The sequence below is a fragment of the Nonomuraea sp. NPDC049784 genome, from assembly GCF_040659615.1.
Classification (GTDB): Bacteria; Actinomycetota; Actinomycetes; order Streptosporangiales; family Streptosporangiaceae; genus Nonomuraea.
Window position 1 is genome coordinate 1 of the sequence record NZ_JBFAMX010000485.1, and the last position, 7,989, is coordinate 7,989.

General features: G+C 70.1%; 7 protein-coding genes and 1 pseudogene. 5 read left to right on the forward strand and 3 right to left on the reverse strand.

What is annotated here, in order from left to right:
* Positions 1 to 388: hypothetical protein (locus AB0J09_RS48870; protein ID WP_360707616.1), on the forward strand; the 388-nt coding region annotated here is incomplete at its 5' end.
* Between the two features lie 163 nt (positions 389 to 551).
* On the opposite strand, the gene AB0J09_RS48875 is transcribed toward AB0J09_RS48870, so the two are convergent.
* Positions 552 to 2,423 (reverse strand): amino acid transporter, encoded by a 1,872-nt coding sequence (locus tag AB0J09_RS48875; protein WP_360707618.1) that lies wholly within the window; start codon positions 2,421 to 2,423, stop codon positions 552 to 554.
* Positions 2,424 to 2,668: 245 nt separating this feature from the next.
* Here AB0J09_RS48875 and AB0J09_RS48880 point away from each other — a divergent pair, with 245 nt between their 5' ends.
* The 4 genes from AB0J09_RS48880 (at position 2,669) to AB0J09_RS48895 (ending at position 6,517) form a co-directional block, all read left to right on the forward strand.
* Positions 2,669 to 3,835: an acyl-CoA dehydrogenase family protein gene (locus tag AB0J09_RS48880; RefSeq protein ID WP_360707621.1), complete on the forward strand. Its 1,167-nt coding sequence runs from the start codon at positions 2,669 to 2,671 to the stop codon at positions 3,833 to 3,835.
* 73 nt (positions 3,836 to 3,908) lie between these two features.
* On the forward strand, positions 3,909 to 4,676 hold the full coding sequence (locus AB0J09_RS48885) for a GntR family transcriptional regulator (RefSeq protein ID WP_360707624.1): 768 nt from the start codon (positions 3,909 to 3,911) through the stop codon (positions 4,674 to 4,676).
* An 83-nt stretch (positions 4,677 to 4,759) separates the two neighbouring features.
* Positions 4,760 to 5,365 (forward strand): hypothetical protein, encoded by a 606-nt coding sequence (locus AB0J09_RS48890; RefSeq protein WP_360707627.1) that lies wholly within the window; start codon positions 4,760 to 4,762, stop codon positions 5,363 to 5,365.
* A 519-nt stretch (positions 5,366 to 5,884) separates the two neighbouring features.
* Complete coding sequence (locus tag AB0J09_RS48895; RefSeq protein WP_360707629.1) at positions 5,885 to 6,517, forward strand: hypothetical protein; 633 nt, start codon at positions 5,885 to 5,887, stop codon at positions 6,515 to 6,517.
* Positions 6,518 to 6,519: 2 nt separating this feature from the next.
* Here the strand turns inward: AB0J09_RS48895 and AB0J09_RS48900 are convergent, their stop codons facing one another.
* Together AB0J09_RS48900 and AB0J09_RS48905 are read right to left on the reverse strand one after the other, a co-directional pair.
* Entirely contained in the window at positions 6,520 to 7,476 is a 957-nt protein-coding gene (locus tag AB0J09_RS48900; RefSeq protein WP_360707632.1) for a DUF2332 domain-containing protein, read from the reverse strand.
* Between the two features lie 111 nt (positions 7,477 to 7,587).
* Positions 7,588 to 7,989 (reverse strand): annotated as a pseudogene (locus AB0J09_RS48905) (hypothetical protein); the annotation flags it as partial.

Sequence of the window (7,989 nt, forward strand, 5' to 3'; positions counted from 1 at the left end):
GACCGGCGGCCGGGCCCCCGCCGCCTTCGGCATCCGGTACGGCAACGCGAACGTCACCACGGACGTCCTGGTCACCCGCCAGACGATCCGGCGTACGGTCACGGCGAACGCCGCTGCCACCGAGCAGATCCCCCTCGTCCTCCAGCCCGAAGACGTCCTCACCTTCACCGACGGCACGCGAGCCACGTTCGGCGGCTCGACCACCGCCACCGCCGACGGCTTCGACGTGCGCCGGGGCCGCACCACGATCCGCTTCCGCTGGGACACCCCCCTGCAGGCGACCGTCGCGGCCGGCACCGTGCGTTACTTCCGCGACGGTGCTCGCCGCTTCCACGCCCTCCGCGTCCCTCACCAGGGCACGTTCGACCTCACGGTCATCCTGGGCTGACGCGGCCTCATGGGCTTCGCCGACCGTCCCGCCGTCCATTACGGCCGGCGGGCGGACGGGAACGCCGGCAACGGCCACGACGGGGAGCTGGACGCATACGAACAAGAACCCCTGTCGGAGTGGCCGAGTCGCTCGTCCCCTGCGAAACGTACGGGACCGACTGTCAGCCGACGTGGACGTGCGGCCTGCGCTCCGGGGCCGGCTCGGCCTGGCGCAGCACCTCACGGGTCAGCGGCGGTACGTCGCCGCCGCCGAAGACCAGGTAGCGCAGCATGGCCACGACCGGGTTGCCCTCGGTCCAGTGGAAGTAGATGTGCGGCACTCCCCCGGTCCGGTCCCGCAGGTACAGCAGCAGCGCCGCCAGCGAGTTGGGCACGGCCGAGCTCTCGATGGTCAGGATCTTGTGGCCGTACCGCTCCTCGCCCTTGACGTGCAGCTCGGTCTCGAACTCCGAGGCGTCCGGCACCGACACCTCCACGAACAGCACCGGCTCCGAGCTGCGCAACCGGTGATTGACCCACGTCTCGCGGAGCTTGTCGTTGTACTCCTCCTGGTCCCGCGCGTTCGGCTCGTTGGCGATCACGTGGATGTCCCCGCACGCCTCGTTCACGAACTCCTCGGCCAGCGGATCCAGGCGCACCTCGGTGACCCGCAGCTCGGTCGAGCGGGTGGCGCGGGAGATCAGCGAGGTGACGATGATCGCCGCGATGAAGAATGAGGCGATCTTGACGCCGTCCGGCCGCTCGATCACGTTGTCCACCACCGTGTAGCCGAGCACCGCCGAGATCAGCGCGAACCCGGCCGTCGCCACCTGCTGACGCTTCTTCCACGCCGACAGCGTCACCGCCACCGCCGCCGACAGCATGAGCACCAGCACGCCGGTGGCGTACGCGCCGCCCTGGGCGTCCACATCGGCGTCGAAGATGATCGTGATGCCGAACGCGATCGCCGAGAACACCAGCACCAGCGGCCGCACCGCGCCCGTCCACTCCGGCGCCATGCCATAGCGCGGCAGGTAGCGCGGCACCAGATTGATCAGCCCGGCCATCGCCGAGGCCCCGGCGAACCACAGGATGGCGATCGTGGAGATGTCGTAGGCGGTGCCGAACCAGTTGCCCAGATATTCGTGCGCCAGGTAGGCCAGCGCCCGCCCGTTCGCCTTGCCGCCCTCCTCGAACTCGTGGTGCGGGATCAGCACGGTGGTGACGAAGCTGGAGAAGACCAGGAACACGCTCATGATCAACGCCGCGGTGGTCAGCAAGCGGCGAGTGCCCTTCACCCGTTGCCCGATGTCGCCCTTGACCACCGGCATCACCGCGACACCGGTCTCGAACCCGGACATGCCCAGAGCCAGCTTCGGCATGACCAGCAGGGACAGCCCGATCATGGTCAGCGGGCTGCTGAAGTCCAGGCTCAGCGCGCGCTGCCAGTCCACCACCACCTGCGGCGCCTCCAGCACGTGCAGGATCGCCGTCGCCACGACGACCGCGTTCAGCCCCAGATACACGAAGACGAGCAGCGTGGCGATGCCGATGGCCTCGGTGAAGCCCATCAGGAACACCCCGCCGAGCAGGGCGAGCAGCACCAGCGTCACGATGACCCGCTGTCCGGCCAGGAAGTCGGGCACGAACGGGTTCTCCAGCAGGTGCGCGGTCGCGTCCGCCGCCGACAACGTCATCGTGATCACGAAGTCGGTCGCCGCGAAGCCCAGCAGCGCCAGCACGAACAGCTTGCCCCACCACTGCGGCGCGAGCTTCTCCAGCATGGCGATGGAGCCCTGCCCGTACGGGCTCTCGGCGGCGACCCGCCGATACACCGGCAGGGCGCCCAGCAGCGTCAGCGCCACCAGGAACAGCGTGGCCAGCGGCGACAGCAGCCCCGCCGCCAACGCCGCGATGCCCGGCTGGTAACCCAGCGTGGAGAAGTAGTCCACACCGGTCAGGCACATCACCCGCCACCACGGGTGCTTCACATGAGGACCGTGCTCGATCTGCTTACGGTCGGTCTGCAAGCCCTCCAACAGCCAGGAACGCACAGTCCCTTCCGTAGCGGCCGGCCGCTTCGCCAGCACCATAACGGGCACCCCTCCGTAAAGACCGCATCAAGCCGCATCGCACACTATCCACGGCAAAGAGGTAATTCGCCTGGTCAGGGCGTCAAGAAAACGTATAAATCGGAGACTGACCAGTACTGGATCCCGTTACCGGCTCTGGACAACGTGCCGCTCTCGTGATCTGACGGAGTAGGAGCGCCGCCGATCACGAACAGGAGCACCTGGACATGAGCGATACGCCGCGACTGCACACCGCCGGCCCGGCCCTGCTGGAGCGAGCCCGCGACCTGCGCCCGCTGATCGAGCGCGAGGCGGCCACGGCCGAGGCGCAGGGCAGGCTCACCACCCCCGTCGTGGACGCCCTGCACGAGGCGGGACTTTTCGGCCTATGGGTGCCAGTGCCGCTCGGCGGTGCCGAGCTGTCACCCACGGAACTGATCGCCGTCTTCGAGGAACTCTCGTACGCCGACCCCTCGACGGGCTGGGTGGTCATGGCCACCACGCTCGAGAACGGCACGGCCGGCGCCTACCTGGGCGACGATGCCGTCGAGCGGATCTTCAAGGGCCCGCGGATGCCGCTCATCGCGGGTCAGGGCACCCGGCCGGGCGCCGCCGTGCGCGAGAACGGCGGTTTCCGCCTCAGCGGCCAGTGGAGCTTCGCCTCGGGCATGCTGCACGCCCAGTACGTTCACAGCCTGGGCGCCATCGAGGGCACCGACGAGGCCCGGATCTTCATCACCCCGATCGAAGACGCCAAGATGCTCGGCAACTGGGACGTCCTGGGCCTGCGCGCGACGGGCAGCATCGACTACGCCATCGAGGGCGCCTTCGTACCAGAGTCGCAGACGCACATCTTCACCCAGAACGAGCCGTTGCGCGGCGGCGCGATCTTCCGGCTCGGCGTGCTCGACCAGGCGCTGATCTGCCACTCCGGCTGGGCACTCGGCGTCGGCCGCCGGCTGCTCGACGAGCTGGTCCGCTACGCCGTGGCGCGGTCCGGGCGGCCCGGCCAGATCGCCGGCAGTGACGCCTTCCACGCCGACTTCGCCCGCGCCGAGGCGAAGTTCCGCGCGGCGAAGGCCCTGGTGCACGACACGTGGGACGACGCGGAACGCACCCTTGATTCGGGCCGGGCGCTCGACGTACGCCAGGAGACGATGGTGCGGCTCGCGCTCAACCACATCACGTCGACGGTCGCCGAGGTGGCCCGATTCGTCTACGCGTCGGGCGGGACCACGGCGGTGCGCGACGGGCTGATCCAGCGGCTGTTCAGGGACGTCCACACCGGCACCGCGCACATCACCTCGGGCCCGCAGGTCCTTCAGGAGTGCGGCCGCGAACTGGCCGGCCTGGCTCCGGATCAGTCCTGGGTGCTCTTCGCCCTGGAGGGGTGAGGAGCGGCCACGGTTGACACTTCCCCGCCGAACGTAAAAGATACGGTCGTCCGTACAACTTAGGCGGGGAAGCATGACCGACTGGGAACGCAGGCTGGCGCTCGACCCGTCAGCTGCGGTGCCGCTCTATTACCAGCTGCGCGAGCGCCTGCGGGCGGTGATCCGCGATTGCGAGCCCGGCACGATGATTCCCGCCGAGAAGGACCTGATGGTCTACGCGGGCGTGAGCAGGGCGACGGCCCGGCGGGCGATCGGCGACCTCGTGCAGGAGGGGCTGCTGGTCGCCAGGCAAGGGAGCGGGACCTACACCGCCCCGCTGGCCGTGACCCCGGAGCTGGGATCGCGGCCGGTCGGGTTCACCGAGACGATGGCACGACTGGGCCGCAAGCCCACGACGCAGGTGCTCAAAGCCTGCCTCCAGCACGCCGGGCCCGACGTCGCCGTCGCGCTCGGCATGCGGGAGCGCCAGGAGGTCGTCTTCGTCGAGCGGCTGCGCCTGCTCGACGGCGTGCCGTGCATGCTCGAGAGCGCCCACCTGCCCGTCGAGCTGGTCCCCGGCATCCTCGACGAGGACCTCACCGGCTCCCTGTACGACCTGCTGCGCACCAAGTACGGCCTCACCCCCGCGAGCGGCCGGGAGACGATCGGCGCGGTCAACGCCGACTACCGGCTCGCCGAGCTGCTGCGCGTGCCCATGGCCGCGGCGCTGCTGGCCACCGCGCGCAGCACGTGCGCCGAGAGCGGGATCGCCCTCGAGTACACCATCCGCCACGCTCGCGGCGACCTCACGGTGTTCTCCGTGGAGCTCAACGACGCCAAGAACGCTCTCATGGGTCAGTAACCCCGTACCGGGAGGTCGCGCATGACCAGGTTGTCCCGCCGTGCCCTGCTCAGAACCGCCACACTCGCGACGGCTTCCGGCTGGTGGCCGAGATCGAGCTCGGCATGGACGAGTACGGACTGGTCGGTCCGCTGGTGCGGCGGTCGTCCGCCCGCGCGGGAGCCATCAAGATCGCGACCTCGTACCACTCGTTCGGGCGCGGAGTGGAGCGGCTGATCGGCGCCGTGGCCGCCGCCGCTCTCCGCACCGGCGTGCCGGTCGTCACCCACTGCGACAAGGGCACGATGGGGCACGAACTGCTGGACGCGCTGTCGGCCTGCGGCGTGGAGGCCGATCGGGTGGTGCTCGGGCACATCGACCACAACCCCGACGCCGGATATCTCACCTCATTGGCGGAGAGTGGGGCGTACCTGGCCTTCGACCGCCCCGGGCGGATCAAGTACGGGCCGGACAGCGAGATCGTCGCGCTCGTCGCCGAACTGGCCGGGCGCGGGCTGGGGCATCGGCTGCTGTTCGGCATGGACCTGGCCCGGCGCTCGTACTGGCCCGGGCTGGGTGGCGGGCCGGGGCTGACGTACCTGCTGGAACGGTTCGTGCCGCGGCTGGAGGCGGCGGGGCTCGGCGAGGTGGCCAAGTCGGCGCTGATCGCCAACCCGCGCGCCGCCTTCGCGCTACGCCCCTGCGGTTAGAGCCGACCGGTCGACCAATTTATACGGATGACCGAAACTCTTGCCCTTTGGGCGTGTCACCAACCTTCTCGTTATCGCCCGGGTCGGGGCTGAACCCGGGCGGACGGCGACCGCGTACTTCCGGGCAATCAACCTCCCGGAGACCTGCCATGCCTGTCCGCCCCTTACTTGTCGTGCTCGTCGCACTGGCCCTGCCCGCCACCGCCTGCAACTCCGGCAAACAGGCCGCGTCCTCGTTCGGCAGCCCCCCGGCCTCGACGGCGCCGTCCGCGCCGCGCGGCGTCGTGACCGTCGCCGAGGCCAAGGCCATCCTCGCCCAGTGGGAGAAGGCCGAGAAGGCGGCCGACCGGCAGGGCGGTACGGACTGGACGGCGGCGGAGGCCGGCCTGTCCGCGGAGATCAGCACCGTCCAGCGCAAGATAGGGAAAATGCTCGGCGAGAGCTCACAGACGCCCTGGAAGGCCGTCGTCAAACCCCGGTTCGCCATAACCGGGGAAGGGGTCCGGCGCGCCATGGTTCATGGCCGAGTTCGGCCGCAAAGGCGCCTCCGGCTGGTGGCAGGCGATTTTCCAGAAGACGTCCGCCGGCTGGCGCGCGGTCGCCATGTCCGTCACCACGTCCAAGTCCAGGCCGCCCGCCGCCGCGCGCGACAAGAACGGCCTGGCCACTGCGGTGGCGCCGGACGACGGCGACGCCCTCATCGCCTCCCCGCGCCAGATCGCCCAGGCCCACGCCCGCCTGCAGAGCACCTTCGGCCAGGACCGGCGCGCCCGGAAGATGTTCACGGCCGACTCCGCCGCCAGGCTGAATGCCGATGGCAGGGCCGGAGATCGCAAGGCTCTACAGGGTCAGTGGACCATGACAGTCCGTTCGCAGCCCACGCTGGAGATCTACGCGCTCAGGACGTCCGCCGGCGGCGCACTCGTCTGGTACGGCATCAGGCAGCAGTACACCATGACCGCCCGCCCCGGCACCAGCACCACGCTGGGCTCCACCGACCGCGTCAACGCCGCGCTGAGCCACGGCAACCGCTTCGCCCACAAGGCCGTGTTCAAGAACGCCGGGATCTACCTCGCAGTCGTACCGAAATCACCGGGCATCGTCCGCGTCCCGGCGGAGTGGTTCACCCAGATCAGCATCACCGGCTCGTGACCTCAGCCGAACCAGTCCAGGGACTGGCCGTGAGGCCCGGCGAAGGCCAGCGGCCGCCCGTCCGGGGCCACAACGCAGACCAGGCGGTCCTGAGGCGCCGGCCGGGGAAGGCGGCGGTCCACGGACGGCAGGACACCGACCGCTTCACTGGAGACCCAGCGGCAGGGCAGGCCCCGCATCTTCTCGGCGAAAGCCTCCCGCTCCTCCATCGACAGATACGCCAGCACAGAGGTATGGAGGACCACCGGCGTGGCATTCGCGGGGGCCTGGGCGACCAGGTCCCCGATCACCTGGTTGAGATCACCGCGTACCAGCTGCGGGGGCTCCTCCCGGGCGACACGAACGGCGCCCCGAAGCCGCGGCAACCGCTCATGCTGCTCCGGCCAGACCAGACACTCCAGCCATCGCATGTCCTCCGCGCTGTGCACATCGAGAGGATTGAGGTCCACGCCGGCCCGCCAGACCGCCCTGGGCACGCGTTCAGGCAGCGGAACCGGCCCACTCGTGTGGCACTCGAGCACGACCGGGCTGCCGGCGGGCCCGACCACAAGCCCGTCGTCGTAGCGGTATCGGTAGCGGTCCGGATAGAGACACAGCCCGGCCGACGCGCCGACCTCGATCAGCGCCAACGGCTGCGGCAGGGCGGCGAGGACCGGCAGCAGCACGGCGCACCGGCCCGGCTCGTTCGTCTGGGTACGGCGCTCGCTCATGGCCTGCCGTACCCGAACCCATTCGGCCGACGTCCACGTCCGGAACGCTTGATAGTCCTCGACCGGGCCGCCGAGGAACCGCACCACTCCGAACAGCAGGTTCGGCTGCCGCTTCGGCTCGGGAAGCTGCTCGAGCAGGGCCAGCATCTCGGCGTCGTCGGCGATCCGGCCGGCGAGCATGTCATAGGTCGGGGATTGCCCGCGCGCCTCCATGGCCCCGAAGCTCCTGTACCACTCCGCAGTACTCATCGTGTCCTCCCTCATGACGATCATGACCCGAGAAGGGCGGACCCGCATCCTGTGCTGAAGCGTCCGGCTCGGGCCGTCTTGAGGTTGGTTGAAGTGGTCGGCGCGGTCGGGCTACTCCTGCCGCAGGCCGTTGGAAAGGTTGCCGAGACGGACCTTGACCGGCTCACCGCCGGACAGCCTCAGGGTGACCTCCTCGCCGTCGACCTGTATCTCCGGCGTGGGCGGCTCCTGCTCGGTCCCCGTGAGCAGGACCAGGCTGACGTACACGGCGGTGCCACCAGGATGGGCGTCGCTGGTCACGTACGGCGTGGCGGAGTGCCGTCCGTAGGCGTTCACGCCGTGCGCGCTCGCCACGCCCGCCCCGGTGTAGCCGTGCAGCCCGCGCACCACGCTGGTCAGGCCGTCCGCGCGCCGGGCCTGCGCCCAGGTGCCCTCGGACCGGGTCGCGGGCGGCTCCTGGCCGGCGAGCGCGTGACCGCCGTCCCGCACCCGGTGCCCGGCGGGCGCCGTTAC